Genomic DNA, 18,653 nt, shown 5'->3' with positions numbered 1-18,653 from the left:
ATCACCACGTATGCCACAGTGGATTCATCGGGACGCACAGACGCCCCGCGACCGGTGGGGGCTCTGACGTGCTGACTCTGGATGCTCGCGACGAGGCGATGCTCGGGGGCGCCGAAGGTGGCGCCGCAGCGCTCGCGATGCGGGTGGTCGTGCGCCTGGGCGAAATACTGGGCGCCGAAAAGCTGATCGACATCTCGTCGGCGCACATCGACTCGTGCCTCTATCACGGACCGGTGAGCGTGGATTTCGCTGGACGTCTCGTCGAACTCGGCGGCGCGGTCGCTGTCCCGACCACCCTGAATGTGGGCTCGGTGGATCTGCTGCATCCCGGACTCGTTCGCAGCAGCACGGAGAAGGAACGCGGCATCCGCGACGGCGGACGGGCGCTGATGCAGGCCTACACAGACCTCGGCGCCACCGCGACGTGGACGTGTGCGCCGTACCAGCTGCCGCAGCGACCCGCCTTCGGAGAACACATCGCGTGGGCGGAGTCCAACGCCATCGTCTTCGCCAACAGCGTGCTCGGCGCACGCACGCACCGCTACGGCGACTTCGTCGATATCTGCGCCGCCCTGACGGGTCGGGCACCGCTGACCGGCCTGCACCTCGATGAGAACCGCAGAGGCCAGGTCGTCATCGATTGCAGCGGATTGTCGCCCGAGCTGATTGCGGGCGACGTGCTGTACCCGGTGCTCGGATTCATCGCCGGACGGCTGGCGGGCCAGCGGGTTCCGGTTTTCGTCGGGCTTCCCGACTCGGTCAGCGAAGACCGACTCAAGGCGCTCGGTGCCGCAGCCGCATCGTCGGGAGGCGTGGGGTTGTTCCATATCGTGGGTCGCACACCCGAGGCTCCGACGTTGGCGGCCGCTCTGCACGATGGTGCGGCGGAGGAGACCCATGTTCTGGCGGCATCCGACATCCGACGCGCTCGGCAACAGCTGTGCACGATCATCGATGGGACCATCGATGCGGTGAGCATCGGAACCCCCCACGCCTCGTACGAGGAAAGTGTGGCGCTGGCGGGCAAGCTCGCGGACGGGCCGCCCATCTCGCCAGAGGTGACGTTCTACCTCAATACGAACCGGTCGGTTCTGGCGCGACTCGATGATGCCGGCCACCGAGCGTCGCTCGAAGACGCGGGCGTGACCTTGGTCATCGACACCTGCACGTACGTGACGTCGATCCTTCGTCCGTCGCAGCGGGTGGTGATGACGAATTCCGCCAAATGGGCGAACTACGCACCGGCCAACATCGGTGTGGATGTCGTGCTGGGCTCCCTCGACGAGTGCATCGAATCGGCCCGAACGGGGCGGGTGCACTTTCTGGATGCCACCGGACTGTCCGAAAGCGGTAGTCGCGGATGATCCACGCGACGACGCTGACCGTCGGACACGCCTCGGCGGCGCCACTCGTGCTGACGGACGCGCTGTCGTTCTGGGGCGGTGTGGATGATGAGGGCACGATCGTCGACCGCGGCCACCGCCAGTACGGCGAAAGCGTCGCGGGCCGAGTGCTGGTGCTGCCGGCGGGCAAGGGATCGAGCTCGTCCTCGAGCGTGCTGGCCGAGCTGATTCGAAACGGTTCGGGGCCCACGGGGATCGTTCTGGGGGCCACCGATGCGATCATCGCGTTGGGCGCGCTCGTCGCAGAGGAGCTCTACGACATCCGAACCCCCGTCGTGGTCACCAACGATTTCGCCGGGATTCCTCGAACGGGAATCGTGCAGGTCGATGCCTGGGCAGACCGCGCCACGATCGGGTGGGCGAACAGCGAGGATGCTGGCGCATCCGCAGAACCGGGAGCAACCGAATGACCACTGAGGGTGGATGCCCGCCGACGCTGTGGCTGGATGCCCACGCGGTCGGGGAGATCTTCACGCGCGAGCTCGCGCTGCAATCCCAGCGCACGGCCTTCGCGGCGCTCGGCGCCGGCACGGCGGTCATGCCCGGCAAACTCGTCACGCCCAGCCCGAGCGGCCAGTCGATGGCTCTCACCTACACGGCTCAGCTCTCGGCGGACAGCGGCCCGGTGACGAAATTCACGGCGGTCCATCCGCGCAATCCGGAACGGGGTCTCGCCACGATCACGGCTACGGTGATCGCGCTGGATGCCGACACGGGATGCGTGTCGGCGGTGCTCGACGGCACGACGATCACGACGCGACGGACGGCGGCGGCGACCGCACTCGCGGTGAGTCTGCTGGCGAACGAAGGCCCGACGGCTCTCACGGTTTTCGGCTCTGGCGTTCAGGCGCGTGAGCACGTGCTGGCGGTCGCGGCCGTCAGACAGCTGACCTCCGTGCGGGTAGCGGGCCGGGATGCCGAGAAGGCTCACGCCCTTGAGCTCGAACTGAGCACGCAGCTCGGGATTGCGCCGCAGCCGCAGCTGGATGCCGAGACGGCCGTACGCGAGTCGACCCTGGTCATTCTGTGCACGACGAGCCACGACCCGGTCATCGAGGCGGCGTGGATCCGGCCCGGCTCCCTCGTGGTCAGTGTGGGGTCGTTCGAGCCCGACCGCCACGAAGTCGGCACCGACACGATCGCCCGAGCCGACGTGGTGGTCGTCGATGATCCCGAAACCGCATCGGTGCACGCCGGGCCGATCATCGCAGCGCTCGAGAGCGGCACCGTGGAACGCGCGTCGCTGCTGGGCCTCGGCCCGTGCATCGTGGGCTCCGCGGTGGCCAGGACGTCCGCTGAGCAGATCGTCTTCTACAACACCACAGGCCTCGGGATTCAGGATGCTGCGGCCGCCTGGGCGATCATCGACGTCGCACGAACCCGAGGTGTCGGCGCACCGACCTGGAGTGGTGTCGGCTAGTAGTCGATCGGGTCGTCGGAGACCAGAACGGTGACGTCGTGGAAGTCGTCGGACATCTCCCACGTCACCGTCTGCCCCTGCCGCAGGTAGGCGCAGTCTCCCGTCGAGAGCGTCACGGGCGTGCCGTCGTCGACGGTGAGGGTGAGGGTGCCGCCGACGAGGTAGACGAACTCGTCGAATTCCATCTCCATCGTGTGGGTGCCCGATTCACGAAAGCTGCCCGCGAGCCGGCGTCCGTCCTCGGACTTGTAGAGGATGGCCTCCGATCCGCCGAACTCCGGGAGCGGGGTCGTCTCGACGGTGTGCACGTTGAAGTGAGGGAAGTTTTCGGCTGCCTCGGTCATAGAAGAAGTCCTTTCGAATCTGCGCTGATGGAACGGATGGACGAGCTAGTTCTGCGTCGAGATCATGACGTGCTTGGTGCGCGAGAAGTCTTCCAGGCTGAGCGTCGACAGTTCGTGCCCATGCCCCGAGAATCCGTACCCGCCCCACGGCATCTCATTTGCGAGAACGAGGTGGGTGTTGACCCACACCGTGCCGAAATGCAGCTGCCCGGTCAGGCGGAGCGCCCGACCGACATCCCGCGTCCACACCGACGACGCCAGGCCGTAGCGGGTGTTGTTCGCCAGCTCGACCGCATCGATCTCGTCTTCGAAGGACTCCACCGTCACCACGGGCCCGAAGATCTCGTCGCGCAGAATCTCTTCTCCGGCGGGGATGTCGGTGATGAGCGTCGGGGGATAGAAGTTTCCCGGTCCCTCGTCGGCAACCCCGCCCACGACGATCCGCGCACCAGCGGCACGGGCGCGATCGACGATGCCCGAGACACGGGCGAAGTGAGCCGCGCTGATCAGCGGCCCGAGTTCCACGTCGAGTCCCTCCTCGGGGACTCCGACTCGGATGGTCGAGACCTCTGCCGCGAGCTTCTCGAGCAGGACATCTTTGACGGACGAGTGAACGAGGATGCGGGTAGCCGCACCGCACTCCTGACCCGAGTTCCAGAAGCCTGCACCCCGGAGCGTCTCGGTCAGGGTGTCGAGATCGGCGTCGGGGAAGACTACGACCGGAGCCTTGCCGCCGAGTTCCAGGTGAGTGAGCTTCAAGGTGCTGACCGAATCGCTGACGACGAACTGTCCGCTCCCGACGCTGCCGGTGAGCGAGACCATCGCAATCCCCGGATGCTTCGACAGCGCCGAACCCACCTCGGCGCCGGTGCCGAGGACCACGTTGAAGACACCGTCGGGGAGGATCGTGGACACCAATTCCGCGAAGCGGAGCGTTGTGACAGGGGTCAGTTCTGACGGCTTGAGGACGATCGTGTTGCCCATCGCAAGTGCCGCGGCGATCTTCCAGGAGGCGGTCAGGAGGGGGTAGTTCCACGGGGTGACGGCGCCGATGACCCCGAGGGGTTCGCGACGGAGCACGGACAGGTGTCCGTTTGTATATTCGCCCGCCGCAGGAGCCTGCAGCGCGCGCGCCGCGCCCGCCATGAAACGGAAGACCTCGGCCACGAGCGGGATCTCGTCCAGCGACACCTTGAGGGGTTTTCCGGTGTTCACCGATTCGAGCGCCGCGAGCGACTCCACGTTCTCATCGACGGCATCCGCGACACTGCCAAGGATCTTCGCGCGCGCCGACGGCGTCAATGCGCCCCAGGCGAGCTGAGCCGCGGTGGCCGCCTCGACCGCTCGATCTACCTCCGCGCTGCCGCCGCTGGGGATTTCGGTGAGTACCTCGCCCGTGACCGGACTGAGCACCTCGAGAGTGTCGCCCGACCCGCCCGACACGATGTTTCCGTTGATAACGTGACCGAAGACGGAGGTGGCGATCTCAGACCGCGCGTTCTCGATGGCGGCCCTCGCGTCTGCAATGACGATGGTCGCGTTCCCGCTCAGATTGCTCACGGTGCTCCTAAATATAGTTGTGCCAGAGTTTTAGCCAGCATGACACACGACAATGATCTGGGTCGCGGCAGTCTGGCGCCAGTACTTCGCCGAAATCTCGGTACAGTCTAGCGACCGACTGCCGCTCAGACTATAGTTCTTTTCACGCAACTTTACTGTGATGGAGCGGTCTGAACCCTCCCGATCCCGCCACCGCCGAAGGAGAACGATGAGCCCCGACGCTTCCGAAGTTCCAGGGCCACCGTCCCGCCAGTACCGCAGCCAGAAATGGACCGAAGCCACCGGCGTCGATGGATTTCTCAACCGTTCTTCTTTGAAAGTGCAGGGCCTGCGGCCGAAGGACTACGCGAAGCCGATCATCGGCATCTGTAACAACACCAGCGAGTTCACTCGCTGCCACCTGCATTTCGACAACATGGTGACCGCGGTAAAGGAGTCGATCCTTCAGTCCGGCGGGCTGCCGCGCGTCTTCAACACGATGACGATGGGTGCTGACAACACGAACCCCATGGGGTCGTCCTTCATGCATCGCAACCTGATGGCGATGGAGATCGAGCAGACCGCCAGCATCTATGCAATGGACGGAATCGTCTTCCTGGGCGCCTGCGACGAGACCATCCCCGCGATGCTGATGGCGGCGGCATCCATCGATCTGCCCGCCATCGTCCTGCCCGGTGGACCGGCCCTCACCGGGTTCTGGCGTGGGCAGAACGTCGGCCCGGGAATCGACTTCCATCGCGCGCTCGACGCGCAGCGTCGCGGAGAACTCACCGCCGACGACATCAGCTCACTGGAGGACTCGCTCGAGCGCAGCCCCGGACACTGCAGCACCATGGGCACGGCCTCCACGATGACCGCGATCGCTGAAGCCCTCGGGATGGCTCCGGCGGGATCGTCGGCGATTCCGGCGGTCGACTCCCGGCGACTCGCCATGTCTCGCAACGTGGGCGAATACATCATGCAACTCGTCGAGAACGACCTCCGGCCCAAAGAGATCATGACAGTGGATGCGTTCGACAATGCCATCCGGCTGCTCGCCGCCGTCGACGGATCCAGCGCCGCGGTCATGCACCTGCTGGCCATCGCAGGTCGGCTCGGTGTGGGCTTGCACCTGGATCGATTCGACCAGCTCTCGGCGGACACCCCGGTGCTGCTGAATCTCCGTCCCGCCGGCGACTTCTACATGACCGACTTCTTCGAGGCGGGTGGGGTTCCTGCACTGCTTCACGAGCTGCGTCCGCTGATCAACACCGAGGTGATCACCGTCACCGGGCGATCGTTGGCCGAGGAGATCGAAGGCGCCGTGGTGCGCGACCGCAGAGTGATCGCTTCGCTGGAGGCGCCGATCTCGGAGCCGCGTGGCATCGCCGTGTTGTATGGAAATGTCGCGCCCGACGGTGCCATCATCCGCACAGGTGTCGCCTCCGCCAACCTCCTCGCACACGAGGGTCGCGCGGTGGTCTTCGACGGGAGGGCCGATCTCGACGCCAGACTCTACGATCCGGAGTTCGATATCCGGCCGGGCGACATCGTCGTGCTGCGCGGAGAGGGCCCGCGGGCGAGCGGAATGCCCGAATCCGGACGCATCTCCGTTCCACAGAAACTGCTGGATCTGGGAATCACGGACCTGGTGCGCGTCACGGACTCGCGTCTGGGCGGCACCGTCAAAGGCACGGCGGTCGTTCACGTGTCGCCCGAGTCTGCGGCGGGTGGACCGCTCGGCCTCATCGAGACGGGCGACATCATCGCGCTCGACGTGGTGGCCCGTTCGATAAACATCGGCGTCTCGGCCGACGAACTCGAACGCAGACGTGAGCTGGCCGGCTCGAAACCTGCGCGGCCGCTTCCGGAACGTGGATTCGCTCGGCTCTACGCGCAGAGCGTGACCCAGGCCAACACCGGATGCGACTTCGACTTCCTCCTTCCCCTACCCCATGCCGCTGAGAACCCGACCCTCGTGAAGGAAGCATGACGAATCAGATCTGGCCGAAGGGTCTCCTCACTGCGCTCGTGACCCCGATGACGGGCGACGATGTCGATCCGTCACTCCTCGATGACCTTCTGGAGTTCCAGCTCGCCGCCGGGGTGAGCGGGCTGATCGTCGCCGGGGGCACGGGCGAATACGGCACGCTGAGCGTCGAGGAACGCGCGCGACTGGCCGGCGACGTGGTCGTCCGTGTGCACGGCCGAGTGCCGGTGATCGTGCAGACCGGTGCACTATCCACCCGGGATGCCGTTGGCCTGAGCCGAGCAGCAGCGGAGTCCGGGGCGGACGGGCTGCTCGTGGCGTCTCCGTTCGGTGAGCCGATCAACTGGCGCGAGCGCTATCGCTTCTATGAAGAGGTCGCCGCCGCCACCGAGCTGCCCATCATGATCTACAACACGCCTCCATCGGGTTTGCTCAACGTCGACCAGATCGCCGAACTGGCGCTGCTGCCGAATGTCTCCGCGATCAAAGACAGCTCCGGCGATCCTTTCCACTTCGGCGACCTGCTGGAAGCGCAGCTTCCCGATGGGCTAGCCGTCTATGTGGGATCCGACTCGAATCTGTACGACAGCGTTGCCCAGGGGGCCACGGGTGCCGTGTTCGGCAGTGCGAACTTCATTCCGCAGTTGCTGGTGCCCCTCATCCGGGAGCTTCAGAACGGCGGCCCCAGCGCACGCACCGCACACGATTGGAGTCTGCTGCGACCGTTCCTGCGGTTCCTCGAGGACTCCGACAACTACATCGCGCTGTGCAAGGTCGGCCTCCGGGAAGTGGGAATCGAGGTCGGCGACGTGCGTGCGCCCTACTTGACGCCCGAAGAGCCGGAGGAGACCGCGTTCGCCGAGCGCCTCGGCGCTCTGCACAGAGCCTTCCGCGCCACCGATTGGAGCCACCCGCGCACCACGAGGAGAGAAGGACGACGATGACCGACACGACTTTGCCCGAGATCGCACCCTGGCAGAACTGGCTGAACAACGAACGATTCGACACCCGTCACGTGATTCCGCACTCCGAAGCGGAAGTGCTGGACATCGTGAACCTCGCTCGATCGCGGTCGGAGAACGTCCGCGTGGTCGGCACGGGGCACTCCAGCAGCCCGCTGTGCCGCAACGAAGGATTCCTGATCTCGCTGGATAACCTTCAGGGCGTGATCTCGGGAGACACCGAGCGCGGGCGGGCGGTCGTCCATGCCGGCACGAAGATCAACAGCCTCGGCCTGCCGCTCTGGGAGCGGGGTTTCTCGTTGACCAACCAGGGTGAGATCGACAGGCAGGCCATCGCCGGTGCGATCGGCACAGGAACGCACGGCACGGGGCTGCAGCTGAAGAACATCTCGTCGGCTCTGACTCGGGCGCGGATCGTCACAGGCACCGGGAAGATCATCGAGATCGACGAGTCGAGCCCCGACCACCTCGCCGCGGCGCGGGTGTCTCTCGGGATGCTGGGTGTGTTCACCGAGATCGAGCTGGCCGTCTCGCCCGCATACGAACTCCACGAGTGGCACGGATTCGCTCCTTTCGACGTCGTGTTCCCGCACAGCCTCGACCTCGCTACGAGCCACCGCAACTTCTCGCTGCTGTGGTTTCCGACGCACCAGGCCTGCGTGAACTTCGACACCGTGCCCGAAGGGGCGACCGACGCGTCCGACACGTGCTTCATCAAGATCTACGAGAAGAGCGGAACAGAGGTGGACGCCGGTCCCATTGCGGAATACGGCAGCGTGCGGCGCACCGAGCGCGCGTATCGCGTCTATCCCGATGACTGGGAGCCGCTCTTCTACGAGATGGAATACATGATGCCGATCGACCGCGGGCTCGCGTGCTATGCCGCGAGCCGGGATGTCGTGCGCGAAAAGTTCCCGCAGTCTCACATGCCCGTGCAGCTGCGCTTCGTCGCGGCCGATGACAGCTTCCTCTCGCAGAACTACGGTCGCCCGTCGGCAGTGGTGTCGGTGACCGCCGAACCCGGCAAGATTCCCGACGGCTACTTCGAGACGTTCGACGAACTGTTCACCGCCCACGGCGGCCGTCCGCACTGGGGCAAGCTGCACCACACGAGCCTCGAGCGGCTGGACGATCAGTTCCCCAAAGTTGAGCGATTCCGCGAGATTCGGCGAGAACTCGATCCGGAAGGCGTCTTCCTGAACTCGTACCTGGAGCCGCTATTCGCATAGCCAGGTGATTTAACCTGACCGAAACACATATATCGGCGCCAAGATTTACCTGTTCAGCGTAACAAAAATAGCGACGATGGATTTTTCTGCGATAAAACATTACTTGACGCAACTTTGATTGGAGTCATACAGTTGCGGCAACCCGGGCTGCGAAGCCGGTGCCCGCCGATCGTCCAATGAGGGGCGCTCGGTCCACGAGAGGAAATGGGATGTCTGAAAAAGCTCCTGCGCTGAGCGGTCCAGCGACGATGAACATTCCGGTCACCGAGCTGCCTCGGCGACTGGGCGTCGTGTCGCTCGTGATGATCGTCATCGCCTTCAACGCCCCGATCGCGACCATGGCGGGGTTCTCGCAACTGTCGGTCGGATTCGGCAACGGCATCGGCGCGCCGCTGTCGTTCCTCGTCGCAGCCGCCATCCTGCTGGTCTTCAGCGTCGGCTTCGTCTCCATGAGCAGGTACATCCGAAACCCGGGCGCGTTCTACCGCTTCATCGTCGCGGGCCTGGGCAAGCCCGCGGGGCTCGGCGGAGCGTTCCTGGCGACGGCAGCGTACGTCATCCTCATCGCCGGGTCGTTCCTGTACATGGGTCTCATCATGGTCGACCTCGTCAAGCGGCTCACCGGCGGCGGGGAGCCGATCAGCTGGCAGTGGTGGGCGATGGTGTTCCTGGTGATCGCCACGGTGCTGGGCCTGCTGCGCATCGATCTGTCACTCAAGGTGCTCGGCACTCTGGTGCTGGTCGAGATCGTCGTCGTGGCGATCTGGGAAGTGGCGGTCTTCATCCAGGGCGGTCCGGAAGGGTACGCTCTCCAGTCCTTCGCGCCGGCGTCGTTCCTGGAGGGCAATCCGGGCCTCGGCGTGTTGTTCGCCATGCTCTGCATGATCGGCATCGAGACCGCGGCGTGCTTCCGTGCCGAGACGAAGAATCCCGAGAAGGCGGTCGGGCGCGCCACCTACATCTCGATCACCTTCATGGGCGTCTTCTACGCGCTCGGCATCTGGGCTTACATCATCACGCAGGGTGCGAGCAACGTCGTCGAATCGGCGCAGACCGACCCGGTGGGGTCGTTCTTCAACAGCGTGAACGACTACATCGGTCCCTTCTTCCTCAACGTGGTGGCCCTGATCCTGGTGACGAGTCAGCTGGCGGCCATCAACTCGATCCAGGGCGCGGCATCGCGCTACCTGTACGCGCTGGGTCGCGACGGCGTCCTTTCGCGCAGACTCGCCAAAGTGCACCCGAAGCTCGAGTCGCCCTACGTCGCGGTGCTCACCGTCAGCACTGCGTCGCTGGCGATCATGCTGCTGATCTTCGTGCTCCAGCTGGATGCCGTTGCCTCTTACGCGGCGCTGTCCGGTGCCGGCATCTACTTCCTGCTTCCGCTGCTGATCTTCACGAGCCTCGCGGCCATCGTGTTCTTCCGCCGTCACCGCCAGCTGAGCCCGGGTGTGTGGCAGGCGGTCATCGCGCCGGCACTGGCGTTCATCTCTCTTTCGATCCTGTTCGTTCTGACGGCACTGAATCTTCGGGTGCTGGTTGGCAGCGATGTGGTCGGAATGGCTGCGAACATCGCCTTGGCAATCGTCGCCTTCGGTGGGTTCTTCCTCGCACTGCGCTACAAGAAGACCCGACCGGCGGTGTACGAGCAGATCGGCAATCAGTGATTGCTGATCCCCACTCGGGGATGGCGGTGGGGACGGCGGGCTGCCCGTCATCCCCACCGCTACGCTGGGTCCGTGTCTGACGCAGCGGTGACCTCGGGGCGGTCGACTCATGCGGTGATCTTCCGGCCGGTGGACTCCTCCGAGCGCCCATCCGCGATCGTGGAACGAATCCAATCGGCGATCAGTGTCGGCGTCTTCGCCGACGGCGAGCCGCTGCCCGCCGAGCAAGAGCTGGCGCGCTTGTTCGAGGTGCCGCCCTTCCGACTTCGCGAGGCACTGCGCATCCTCCGAGATCAGGGACTCATCGTCACGAAGCGTGGGCGCGGCGGTGGCTCCTTCGTGCGGCTGCCGGAAGGGCTGAACTCTTCCCTGGCCGCGGAGCGGCTGCAGTCGATAGCGACCATCGAGCTTCGCGACCTGCTCGACTGGCGCGAGATGCTCACGGTCGCAGCGGTGCGCCTCGCTATCGACAGAGCCGACCAGCGCAACATCGATCACCTTCGTGATCAGGCCGACATCCTCGGAGAAGCCCGAGTGCTGGCCTTGGCCCGTCGGGCACACTCCCGCTTCTACCTGGAACTGGCGGCATCCGCTCAGTCTGTGCGGATGAGTTCGGCGGAGATAGAGCTGCAGGCTCAGTTCGGGTGGGTGGTCGGCGCCGTTATCGACATCGCGACATATCGCAGCGAGACCAGCGAGAAGTTCCGTTCGATCGCCGACGCCATCGAACGGCGAGATCCGGAAGGGGCCCTCCTACATGCTGCCGCCCATTCCCAACAGCTCAGTCAGCGACTGATGCAGCAGCGTGTGGCCTTCGCGTCGAAAGAGATGGAGCGCAAATGACCGGACCTGTGACCGGGGTTCACATCCGGTCCTTCAGCGATGCGCTCGCCGAGGGTCTTCGACCGACGTTCCAGGCTATTTCCGATCTCGTCGAGCCTGCAGTGGTCCTCGCGAAAGCGCCCGACACGGACGGCGCATTCGAGTCCTCTCTGGCGATGCTCGATGCTGCGTGCCGCGCCGGCCTCACGCTCGAGCCGGAGTTGCTGCATGGCGCGGGCTACATGGCTGAGCCGGAGGTCATCGCCGATGCCGACTACTGGGCACGATGGTGGTGGCGCACCCCGGCCGGGGAGCTGCAAGTCGGGGAGCACGCGCTCGACCCGGCGAACGACGCGTTCTACGACTATCCGAGCACGGAGTGGTTCACCGCTCTGCGTGATGGCGAGGACGACACGGTGTTCGGCCCGTATGTGGATTTCAACGGGACGAACGACTACACCGTCACACTCGCGCGCGCTGTCCGCTTGGACGGTGTGTTCCTCGGTTCGGTGGGCGGAGACATCACAGTGTCGGCCCTGGAACGCAGATTCGAGCCCATCCTGCGCGATCTCGGCGTGCCCGCCCTCCTCGCGAACGAGGAGAATAGGGTCGTGATCTCCACCGATGCCCAGTGGACGGCAGGTTCGCGGCTTCGGGCATCCTCGTCGCGGCCGCAGCAGTCGTATGACCTCGCGCCATGGACCCTGGTGGTCTTCGATTAGGCGGTCATCCTCGCAGGGCCGTCATCCGTGGTGGTCGCTTGCCGTGCTCGCCCTCACTCAGCTCGTCGTCGTGGTCGATGCGACCATCGTCACGATCGCCCTCCCGCAGGCGCAGGAGGAGCTGGGGCTTTCAGATCAGGACCGGCAGTGGGTGGTCACGGCCTACGTTCTCGCGTTCGGTGCGCTGCTGCTCGTGGGCGGGCGCGTGGCGGACTACTGGGGGCGAAAGCGCTCGTTCCTGGTCGGGATGCTGGGTTTCGGAGCGGCCTCGGCGTGGGGCGGATTGGCGCAATCCGGCACGGAGCTGATCATCGCCCGCGGAGCGCAGGGAGCGTTCGCCGCTCTGCTCGCACCGGCCGCGCTGGCGTTGCTCACGGTGACATTCCCGTCGGGCCGTCAGCGCATCACGGCCTTCGCCGTGTTCGGGGCGGTGGGCGCCTGCGGCTCCGCGGTGGGGCTGATCCTCGGTGGTGTTCTGACCGATTTCACGAGTTGGCGATGGTGCCTTCTGGTGAACGTGATTTTCGTCATCGTGGGAATCGTGGGCGGACTCCTCTTCCTGAGGGAGAGCAAAGCCGCGGGGGAAAACCGCTACGACGTCTGGGGCGCGGTCACGGTCACTCTGGGGCTTGGCGCTCTGGTGTACGGGCTGAGCCGGGCCGAGGGTGGCTGGGGAGCGCCGGATACCGTCGGGTTCATCGCCGCCGGTCTGGTGCTGCTGGCGCTTTTCGTCTGGATCGAGTCGCGGGTGGCTCAACCCCTCTTGCCTCTTCGCGTGGTGCTGCATCCCGTTCGCGGAGGCGCGCTTCTGGTGCAGCTCCTGATCGGGGTGGTGCTGATCGGTGCGACGCTGTACCTGACCTTCTACCTGCAGATCGGTCTGGGTCTCAGGCCCCTGCTGGCGGGATTGGCGAACGTGGCGATGACGGTCGCCATACTCGTGGCCACGCCCGTGCTCACCAGGATCCTGCCCCGCGTCGGTGCTCGGGTCTTCATGGTCACCGGCCCCCTCGTCTCCGCGGGCGGGCTGCTGGCGCTCACCGGCATCACTGCGGGCGGCAACTACTTCACTCAGGTTCTGCCGGGCCTCGTGCTCTTGGGGATCGGGCTGTCGATGCTGTTCGTGCCGTTGCAGAACCTCGCGCTGACCGGCGTCGCTCCTCGGGATGCGGGAGCCGCCTCGGCGACCGTGAACGCGGCACTGCAGATCGGGGGTTCGATCGGGATTCCGATTTTCACCGCAATCTACGTTCGCGCAGTCGCCGAGGCGGCGAACGCCGGACAAGCGGAACGGGATGCGGTCACCTCGGGCTACGTCGCCGTGTTCGTCGCGGGAGCGGTCGCGATGGTGCTCGCATCGGTGATCGCGTTCTTCATGATCCGGGGTTCGAAATCCGAACTGCTCCCGGATCAGCTCGCCTCACGCTGATTCGCGCCACACGATCTCGCACTCGAGCATCACTTCTCGCGGCGCAGGATCACCCCGCAGCTGTTCCAGCACGAGTGCGGCGGCCTGGCGGCCGAGGCCCTCGGCGGGCTGGCGCACGGTCGACAGAGCCGGCAGGGTTCGGCGCGCCCACGCACTGTCGTCGAAGCCGACCACCCCGATATCCGCCGGCACACTACGCCCCGCGGCGCGAATCGCCTCCATGGCGCCCGCGGCGACAGCATCCGACGCGGCGAAGACACCGTCGATGTCCGGTGCGCGCTTCAGGAGTGAATCCATGCCCTCTCGACCGGCCGAGTACGAGTACAGCGGGATGCGTTCGACGAGATTCTCGTCGAAACGGTCGCCGAGAGCGTCCGCGAAGCCGGCGAGACGCTCCGACCCCGAGTCGCGATCGAGGGCGGCGGCGATCATCCCGATCCGGCGCCGACCTGTACCGATCAGGCGTTCGGTGATCGTCCGCGCCGAGCCGCGGTTGTCGATCACCACGAACGCAGCCGAGGATGCGCCCGGCGGATGCCCCACGAACGCGGCCGGCAACCGGAGCCGCTCGACGACGGCGGCCACGGGGTCGTTCGCGCGCGCCGACACGATGATCGCGCCGTCGACCGAGCCGCCCGACAGGTAGCGAGCCACGCGGCCGGTGTCCCGCTCGGAATCCACGATCAGAACGGCCATCTGGTGGTCGGCCTCGGAGAGCGCGGCGTTGGCACCGAGCAGGATGCCGCCGATGTTGGGATCTTCGACGAACAGCGAGTGCGGCTCGTGCACGATGAAGGCGACCGACTCGGTCCGCTGCATCACTAGATGTCGCGCAGCGGTGTTGGGTACGTAGCCGACCTCGGCGATCGCGGCCTCGATCGCCTCGCGCGCGGAGGCGGAGACATACGGGTCGCCGTTGACGTACCGGCTGATCGTGCCGCGCGACACACCTGCGACGACGGCGACATCGTGGACGGTGGCGCGCCGCGGGCGTCCTGATGTCGTCGACACGCGATAACTGTAGCGTTCCGATCACTTGACATGGGGAGGCCGAGGTGCCACTCTGTGTACGTTCACAGAAGATTCGCGATCGATTGATTCCCGCGAAACTGTGCACGTGCACATATCGCCGATGACGTCGACCTGGAGTACCGTGAGCAGCCCCCACGCCTTGACCGAGCCACACAGTGCCCGGCCCCGCTACGAGCACCGTGGCATCGACTTCGGCTGCGACTACAACCCCGAGCAGTGGGACCCGAGCGTCTGGCGCGAAGACGTCGCCCTCATGCGCGAAGTGGGCGTGAGCCTGGTCGCAGTCAACATCTTCGGATGGTCCGAACTGCAGTCCCCCGACGGGTCGGTGGACTTCTCGCGCCTCGACGAGATCATCGGACTCCTGCACGAGGCCGGCATGCGGATCAACCTCGGCACGGGAACCTCCTCCCCGCCTCCATGGCTGACCACCCGGCATCCCGAGATCCTTCCCATGGTCGCGGACGGCACCACCCGCTATCCCGGCGGACGTCAAGCCTGGTGCCCGAGCTCGCCCGTCTTCCGCCAGTACGCTCTGACCCTGGTCGAAGCGGTTGCCGAGCGATACGGACATCACCCTGCCGTCGTGCTGTGGCACGTGTCGAACGAACTCGGCTGCCACAATGCGCACTGCTACTGCGATGTCAGCACCGAAGCGTTCCGGGTCTGGCTGCGGCGCCGGTACGGCACCATCGCCGCCCTGAACGACGCGTGGGGCACCAGATTCTGGAGTCAGCGGTACACGGACTGGAACGAGATCGGCACTCCGCGCCTCACGCTCTCCACACCGAACCCCGGCCAGGTGCTCGATTTCTCGCGGTTCAGCTCTGACGAGCTGCTGGACTACTACCGCGCCGAACTGGCGGTCATCCGCCGGCACAGCGCCGCCCCGGTCACCACCAATTTCATGGTCACGGCGCACATCCGGGCCCTCGACTACTGGACGTGGGCGCCGGAGGTCGATGTCGTCGCGAACGACCATTACCTCGACCACCGGCTGGACGATCCGAGTGCCGAGCTGGCCTTCGCGGCCGATCTGACCCGTGGCCTCGCCGGCGGAGCACCGTGGATGCTGATGGAGCACTCGACCGGCTCGGTGAACTGGCAGCCGTACAACCTCGCCAAGGCGCCAGGCCAGATGACGCGCGATTCGCTGCAGCACGTGGCACGCGGAGCCGATTCGGTGTGCTTCTTCCAGTGGCGCGCCTCGTTGCAGGGATCGGAGAAGTTCCACTCCGCGCTCCTCCCGCACGCGGGCACCGACTCGGCGCTGTGGCGCGAGGCGCTCGAGCTCGGTTCGCTCTTGGAGCGGATGGGCGAAGTCGCCGGCACACGCGTCGTCGGGGATGTGGCTCTGCTGTTCAGCTGGGAGGCTTGGTGGGCCAGCGACGCCGAGAACCGCCCGAGCTCGGCGATCGAGTACCTCGACCAGGTGTGGGCGCTGCATCGGGCTCTCCGAGAATCCGGGGCGACCGTGGACATCGTCCGCCCGGGCGCAGACCTGTCCGGTTATCGCCTTGTCGTCGTTCCGGGCCTGCACCTCGTGAGCGAGCAGGATGCCGCGACGCTCGACGCCGCGGTGGCCGGCGGAACCGACGCGCTGGTCACGTTCTACAGCGGCATCGTCGACGAGAACGACCGGGTGCGCCCGGGTGGGTACCCGGCGCTGTGGCGCGAACTTCTGGGCATCCGCGTCGAGGAGTTCGCCCCGGTGCTTCCGGGCGAGATCGTGATGCTCGAGTCGGGGACCGTTGCGTCCCTGTGGACCGAACGGCTGGTGGCCGACGACGCCGAGGTGCTCGACAGATTCGTCGGCGGCCCGGCGGGCGGGCTGCCGGCACTGACCCGCCGACGCGGGAGCGGAACGGCCGGAGACGCCTGGTACCTGGCGACGCTGCCCGACCGCTCCGGGCTGGCGCGCATCATCGATCACGCGCTCAGCGGGGCGGGCGCGCAGCGCGCGGCCGGAGCACGCCCTGACGTGGATGTGATCCGCAGGGTCGGACCCGACCGCAGTTACCGCTTCATCATCAACCACGGCACCGAAGACGTGCTGCTCAATGCCCGAGGCGTCGACCTCGTCACGGGCGAAAACGCCTCCGGCAGCATCCGCGTTCCCGCGGGCGCCGTCCGTGTGATCCGAGAGGATGCTGCCTCATGACCGCGCAGACTGTCACCGAGGCGCTGGTGACCCCGAAGTCGGGGCGCCGATCTGCGGGCCGCCGATCTACGGGGCCGAACAAGGCACGTGTTCAGCACAAGCTCGCGATCCTGATCTTCACCGCGCCGTTCGTCATCCTGTTCGTGCTCTTCTACCTCGTGCCCATCGCCTACGCGGTATGGCAGTCGCTCCTGGTGGTGGAACGCGAGGGCACATTCGGCGAGGCCAAGGAGGTCTTCGGCGGCCTTGCGCAATACGCGCTGGTCTTCCAGAACGAGGCGTTCTGGACGTCGGTGGCTCGCGTACTGATCTTCGGCGCCGTGCAGGTGCCGGTCATGCTCGGACTCGCCCTCGTATTCGCGCTGCTGCTGGACTCGCCGCTCCTGAAGGGCAAGAAGTTCTTCCGTCTCGCGTTCTTCGTGCCGTATGCGGTGCCGGGCGTCATCGCGGCCATCATGTGGGGCTTCCTCTATTCCCCCAACCTGTCGCCGTTCACGGCGCTCACCGCCAACATCGACTTCCTCTCGGCCGATCTCGTGCTGTGGGCGATCGCCAACGTCGTCACCTGGGTGTTCGTCGGCTACAACATGCTGATCATCTACTCGGCGCTTCTCGCGATCCCCACCGACATCTACGAAGCAGCGCGCCTCGACGGTGCGGGACAGATGCGCATCGCCTGGTCGGTGAAGATCCCGATGGTCCGCCCGTCCCTCGTGCTGACGGCGATCCTGTCGATCATCGGCACGCTTCAGCTGCTCGCCGAACCGCAGGTGTTCCGGTCGTTCAGCTCCGCGGTCACCAGCACCTACACGCCGAACATGACGATCTACGCGACCTCCGCGGTTCCGAACGTGAGCCTCGCAGCGGCCTTCTCGGTGGTGCTCGCACTCGCGACCTTCATCCTGTCTTTCACGTTCTTGCGCATCACCCGACGGAAGGCCGACGCATGAGCCGCGTGCTGGATGCGGATGCCCGCGCGGTCCGCGACGCGTCCACCGGCATCCGGTCGTCGCGAGTGGGGAGGGGACAGCGCGAGAGCCTGGTTTCGCGCAGTGTCGCGATGCTCATCATGCTCGTGTTCACCCTCTACTTCCTCATCCCGATCTGGTGGCTCCTGGTCGCCTCCACGAAGAGCCGCTCCGATCTGTTCACGACCAACCCGCTCTGGTTCGCAGATCTCAATTTCTGGAACAATCTGGTGGCGCTGCTGAACTACGACGGCGGGATCTACGTCCGCTGGATCGTCAACAGCATCGGCTACGCCGGAGTCGGCGCGCTCGTGGCGACGATCCTCGCCGGAATGTGCGGTTACGCCCTGGCCAAGTACCGCTTCCGCGGCCGCGAACTGCTGTTCAACGTCGTGCTGGGCGGCGTCCTCGTGCCGGCGACAGCTCTGGCCCTGCCGCTGTTCCTGCTGTTCAGTCAGGTGCACCTCACGAACACGTTCTGGGCGGTGTTCCTCCCCAGCATCGTCAGCCCGTTCGGCGTCTACCTCGCACGGGTGTTCGCCGAGGCGAGCGTTCCCGATGAACTGCTCGAGGCCGCCCGACTGGACGGAGCGGGTGAGGTGCGCACGTATTTCACGGTGTCGATCCGGCTCATGCTCCCGGCGCTGATCACGATCTTCCTGTTCCAGTTCGTCGGCATCTGGAACAACTTCTTCCTGCCGCTGATCATGCTGCGCAGCGAGGAGCTGTTCCCGGTGACGTACGGGCTCTACGCGTGGAACTCGACCATCAACCAGTTCCCCGAACTGCGCAGCTTCGTCCTCATCGGCGCGCTGCTGTCGATCATCCCCCTGATCATCACCTTCCTACTTCTTCAGCGCTACTGGCGAGGGGGATTGGGCACCGGCGCGCTGAAGTGACAGACCCGGCCGGATCCGTCCCGGTCGGCCCGAATGAATCAGAACCCGAGCAAGACCCCAACCGAG

16 protein-coding genes are annotated in these 18,653 nt (G+C 65.8%); 13 read left to right on the top strand and 3 right to left on the bottom strand.

The window, feature by feature from the left end; translation table 11 throughout:
* Positions 1-68: 68 nt before the first annotated feature.
* Genes ACFE6Z_RS13045 through ACFE6Z_RS13035 form a run of 3 tightly spaced genes read left to right on the top strand, consistent with a single transcriptional unit; the run spans position 69 to position 2,823 of the window.
* Complete coding sequence (locus tag ACFE6Z_RS13045) at positions 69-1,364, top strand: aconitase X (RefSeq protein WP_375386122.1); 1,296 nt, start codon at positions 69-71, stop codon at positions 1,362-1,364.
* Complete coding sequence (locus ACFE6Z_RS13040) at positions 1,361-1,813, top strand: aconitase X swivel domain-containing protein (protein WP_375386121.1); 453 nt, start codon at positions 1,361-1,363, stop codon at positions 1,811-1,813. The genes ACFE6Z_RS13045 and ACFE6Z_RS13040 overlap by 4 nt, the downstream gene beginning before the upstream one ends.
* Positions 1,810-2,823 (top strand): ornithine cyclodeaminase family protein, encoded by a 1,014-nt coding sequence (locus tag ACFE6Z_RS13035; protein ID WP_375386120.1) that lies wholly within the window; start codon positions 1,810-1,812, stop codon positions 2,821-2,823. The genes ACFE6Z_RS13040 and ACFE6Z_RS13035 overlap by 4 nt, the downstream gene beginning before the upstream one ends.
* On the opposite strand, the gene ACFE6Z_RS13030 is transcribed toward ACFE6Z_RS13035, so the two are convergent.
* Both ACFE6Z_RS13030 and ACFE6Z_RS13025 read right to left on the bottom strand, forming a co-directional pair.
* On the bottom strand, positions 2,820-3,167 hold the full coding sequence (locus tag ACFE6Z_RS13030) for a cupin domain-containing protein (RefSeq protein ID WP_375386119.1): 348 nt from the start codon (positions 3,165-3,167) through the stop codon (positions 2,820-2,822). The two genes, ACFE6Z_RS13035 and ACFE6Z_RS13030, sit on opposite strands and share 4 nt — an antisense overlap.
* A gap of 45 nt (positions 3,168-3,212) precedes the next feature.
* Positions 3,213-4,727 carry an aminobutyraldehyde dehydrogenase gene (locus ACFE6Z_RS13025; protein WP_375386118.1) on the bottom strand — a complete coding sequence of 505 codons (1,515 nt, stop codon included), beginning with the start codon at positions 4,725-4,727 and terminating at the stop codon, positions 3,213-3,215.
* Positions 4,728-4,935: 208 nt separating this feature from the next.
* Here ACFE6Z_RS13025 and ACFE6Z_RS13020 point away from each other — a divergent pair, with 208 nt between their 5' ends.
* From ACFE6Z_RS13020 to ACFE6Z_RS12990, 7 genes are all read left to right on the top strand, one after another.
* The gene (locus ACFE6Z_RS13020; protein WP_375386117.1) at positions 4,936-6,699 is read left to right on the top strand and encodes a dihydroxy-acid dehydratase; all 1,764 of its coding nucleotides are present in this window, start codon (positions 4,936-4,938) and stop codon (positions 6,697-6,699) included.
* A complete protein-coding gene (locus ACFE6Z_RS13015; protein WP_375386116.1) occupies positions 6,696-7,640 on the top strand; it encodes a dihydrodipicolinate synthase family protein in 945 nt (314 codons plus the stop codon). Before ACFE6Z_RS13020 ends, ACFE6Z_RS13015 begins: the two co-directional genes overlap by 4 nt.
* Complete coding sequence (locus ACFE6Z_RS13010; RefSeq protein WP_375386115.1) at positions 7,637-8,887, top strand: D-arabinono-1,4-lactone oxidase; 1,251 nt, start codon at positions 7,637-7,639, stop codon at positions 8,885-8,887. The genes ACFE6Z_RS13015 and ACFE6Z_RS13010 overlap by 4 nt, the downstream gene beginning before the upstream one ends.
* 209 nt (positions 8,888-9,096) lie before the next feature.
* Positions 9,097-10,554, top strand: coding sequence for an APC family permease (locus tag ACFE6Z_RS13005; protein ID WP_375386114.1), 1,458 nt, complete (start codon positions 9,097-9,099; stop codon positions 10,552-10,554).
* 72 nt (positions 10,555-10,626) lie between these two features.
* Positions 10,627-11,397, top strand: coding sequence for a FadR/GntR family transcriptional regulator (locus tag ACFE6Z_RS13000; RefSeq protein WP_375386113.1), 771 nt, complete (start codon positions 10,627-10,629; stop codon positions 11,395-11,397).
* Positions 11,394-12,098, top strand: coding sequence for a cache domain-containing protein (locus ACFE6Z_RS12995; protein ID WP_375386112.1), 705 nt, complete (start codon positions 11,394-11,396; stop codon positions 12,096-12,098). Before ACFE6Z_RS13000 ends, ACFE6Z_RS12995 begins: the two co-directional genes overlap by 4 nt.
* A gap of 43 nt (positions 12,099-12,141) precedes the next feature.
* Entirely contained in the window at positions 12,142-13,527 is a 1,386-nt protein-coding gene (locus ACFE6Z_RS12990) for an MFS transporter (RefSeq protein ID WP_375386111.1), read from the top strand.
* On the opposite strand, the gene ACFE6Z_RS12985 is transcribed toward ACFE6Z_RS12990, so the two are convergent.
* Positions 13,519-14,538 carry a LacI family DNA-binding transcriptional regulator gene (locus ACFE6Z_RS12985; protein WP_375386110.1) on the bottom strand — a complete coding sequence of 340 codons (1,020 nt, stop codon included), beginning with the start codon at positions 14,536-14,538 and terminating at the stop codon, positions 13,519-13,521. The genes ACFE6Z_RS12990 and ACFE6Z_RS12985 overlap by 9 nt on opposite strands.
* Positions 14,539-14,680: 142 nt before the next feature.
* Here ACFE6Z_RS12985 and ACFE6Z_RS12980 point away from each other — a divergent pair, with 142 nt between their 5' ends.
* The 3 genes from ACFE6Z_RS12980 to ACFE6Z_RS12970 are packed head-to-tail and all read left to right on the top strand — an operon-like array spanning position 14,681 to position 18,587.
* The gene (locus ACFE6Z_RS12980; RefSeq protein ID WP_375386109.1) at positions 14,681-16,720 is read left to right on the top strand and encodes a beta-galactosidase; all 2,040 of its coding nucleotides are present in this window, start codon (positions 14,681-14,683) and stop codon (positions 16,718-16,720) included.
* The gene (locus tag ACFE6Z_RS12975) at positions 16,717-17,670 is read left to right on the top strand and encodes a carbohydrate ABC transporter permease (protein ID WP_375386108.1); all 954 of its coding nucleotides are present in this window, start codon (positions 16,717-16,719) and stop codon (positions 17,668-17,670) included. Before ACFE6Z_RS12980 ends, ACFE6Z_RS12975 begins: the two co-directional genes overlap by 4 nt.
* Positions 17,667-18,587 (top strand): carbohydrate ABC transporter permease, encoded by a 921-nt coding sequence (locus ACFE6Z_RS12970; protein ID WP_375386107.1) that lies wholly within the window; start codon positions 17,667-17,669, stop codon positions 18,585-18,587. The genes ACFE6Z_RS12975 and ACFE6Z_RS12970 overlap by 4 nt, the downstream gene beginning before the upstream one ends.
* Positions 18,588-18,653 lie beyond the last annotated feature (66 nt).

Origin of the sequence: uncultured Microbacterium sp. (assembly GCF_964244775.1) — a bacterium.
GTDB lineage: Bacteria > Actinomycetota > Actinomycetes > Actinomycetales > Microbacteriaceae > Microbacterium.
This window is presented reverse-complemented; position numbering and strand designations above follow the sequence as displayed.